We start from the raw sequence: 2,589 nt of genomic DNA, 5'->3' as shown, positions 1-2,589 counted from the left end.
GTGGAAAACCGATGAGGCCGCTGGACAAAAAACAGCCACGCCTTGAAACGCTTGCGGCGTAATGCTCAAGGCGGGTTGTCCACATCAAGTTCGCATCGCTTTCCACCTGTCGTGTGGAAAACACACACCTGCCTGCATTCTGGGTAGGCTGGACAAAAAATGACCAGGGCTGAAAACGCTTGTCGTGCGTGGCTCATGGCCACTTGTCCACATCCAACCCCCATCGATTTCCACGCGTGGTGTGGAAAACAACAAGGGGCCCGACGACGCATCGCCGGACCCCTCGCTGGGATCACCCGTCGCAGCGCTTACCAGCGGTAAGAGACGCCCAGCTGGCCGCTGGTATCGCGGAAGCCCATGCCACCGGTCTGGTGGCTGATCTCACCCCAGCCGCGCCAGCCGCCCGACAGATTCACCTGCACGCCGGCCTTGGCTTCGTAGATGTCACGCGGCAACTGCCGGCGCAGGCGTTCTCCGTCCACGGCGATGGTCGCGTCGTTGCCACCGGACCACCAGTTCACCGCGACGAACGGCTGTACCTGCCCCTGGCGCTGCGTCAGCGAGCGCGTGTACAGGCGCAGTCCCACACGCGTGGTGGTGCTGTCCTTGTCGCGTCCTTCAACCACCGTGCCGTTGGCCTCGACCACGCGGTCGGCGTCGTAGCGGCTGTGGATCACCTGCAGCTGTGGCTCCAGGTAGACACCGCGCTGGGCCGTGCGCTGCACGGGCAGCACATAGCCTGCCTCGGCCGAACCGGTCCAGCTGTGCGAACGATAGTGCTCCTTCTGCAGCCCTTCGCCCTGCACGCTGTTGCGGAAACGCCCGTACTGCAGCCAGCCGTCCACATACGCACCGTGCTCCATCCGCGCGTCCTGCAACCAGGTCGTATACAGGCCCAGGCTGGTGCCGTTGACCACACCGTGCGCGGTGTAACCGGTCACCTGCGAGCGACTGTCATTGCGTGCCCGGCCCTGGCCAGCCATCACACCTGCCTGCAGCTGGCCGCCGGCATTGGCTTCGAAGCGACGACCGACGCCCAGCAGTACGCTGTTGAGTTCGCTGTCCACATCCACCTGGTGGCCGCGGCTGCCGGGCGCGCTGCCGCGCACCTGTGCCCATGCAATGGCGTCGCTGCCACCGTCGGTCGCACCGGCAGGATCACCGCTGCGGTCGTACAGGCTGTGCCGGAACATGCCCAGCGCACTGCTCTGGTTGGCCATGTACACCGCCGGCTCCGGTCGCTCCACGCGCGGCGGGGTCGGCGGAAGCGGCGGATCGACCGGCGGGACCACCGGCGGATCGACCGGCGGGACCACTGGCGGATCGATCGGCGGATCGATCGGCGGAGTCGGCGGATCAATCGGCGGATCAATCGGTGGCTCCGGCGGGTCGGGTGGTTCCGGCGGATCGACCGGCGGTACGTATTCCGAGCGCAGGTACCAGTTGCCGTCGTTCGGCGTGGAGACGCCACCCTTGTACAGGAAGTAGTCGTAAGCGCCGGCCACCGCGCGTCCCTGCAGCGAGAACTGCGCATCGGACTGGCCGCCCACGCTGATCAGGCGGATGCCTTCGCTGGTCAGGGCGCCTGCGCCCCCTGCGTTGCGCACGCTGACGGAGGCGGTGCCACTGCTGTTGCCCTGGATCACCAACTGGTCACCCAGCGAGGCATCGTCGCCCAGCGCGCGGTTGAACAGCCAGTGGCCATCGTTGCCGACATAGTCCCCGGTGACGGTCAGGGTCTTGAAGTCGTCGGTGGCGGGGGCGACGAAGGCGATGGTGCCGGCATGGTCCAGCGAGCCGACGCTGGAACTGGAACGCACGTTCCATTGGCTGCTGCCGTCCATCGCCAGCTGCGCGACCTGGTAGCCCGAATCGTTGCGCAGCGCGCCGTTGAACACGGTGCCGTTGCGCAGCGTCATCTGCACGTTGGCGGTGGCGCTGTCGACCACGACATCGCCGGTCAGGCGGCTGTTGTCGGCAGTGAACAGAATGTCTGCGGTGGCGACCGAGCTTCCGTCGGTGAACACCGTGTCGCTCACCCGCAGCAGGCGGCCACCGTCGAGGTTGCCCTGCTGGCGCGCGATGACATCGGTGTTGTTGAGCGTCAGCTCGTGGTTGCTGCCCTGCAGCCACAGCGCGGGGCCGTCCTGGGTCTGCAGGGAGCTGTTGTTGAACACCAGACGGTCCCAGTACGGCCCGAACACGGTGATGTAGGAGCGATAGGCACCCGAATTCGTGCCCTGCGCATGGATGCTCAAGTTGTCGGCGGTGAGCTTGGCCGTGTTCATCTGCACGATGCCGAACGAGGATGCACCCAGTGTGGTTATCGAGCCTCCGTCCAGCTGCGCATCGGCCGTGCTGCCGCCAAGGAAGACGCCGCCACCGCCGGTGCCATGGGTGGTGATGTCCAGGTTCTTGGCGCGGATGCGCGAGTAGGGCGTCGGCGGATTGCTGCCCGAGGCACGCAGGCCGTAGACACCATCGCCGTGGGTATCGATGCTGCCGCCGGTGATCGTGGCAGTACCACCCCAGACGTCCACGCCATGGCCGTAGCCGTTGTCGCCATAGGTGCTGAGCGTGGTATCGGTG

At 66.2% G+C, this 2,589-nt stretch carries 1 protein-coding gene; it reads right to left on the bottom strand.

Going from position 1 to position 2,589, the window contains the following annotated elements; genetic code table 11:
* Positions 1–308: 308 nt before the first annotated feature.
* A partial coding sequence (locus AB4Y84_RS18925) for an autotransporter family protein (protein ID WP_442250655.1) occupies positions 309–2,589 on the bottom strand: 2,281 nt, incomplete at its 5' end.

Origin of the sequence: Stenotrophomonas sp. 2YAF22 (assembly GCF_052114665.1) — a bacterium.
GTDB lineage: Bacteria > Pseudomonadota > Gammaproteobacteria > Xanthomonadales > Xanthomonadaceae > Stenotrophomonas > Stenotrophomonas indicatrix.
This window is presented reverse-complemented; position numbering and strand designations above follow the sequence as displayed.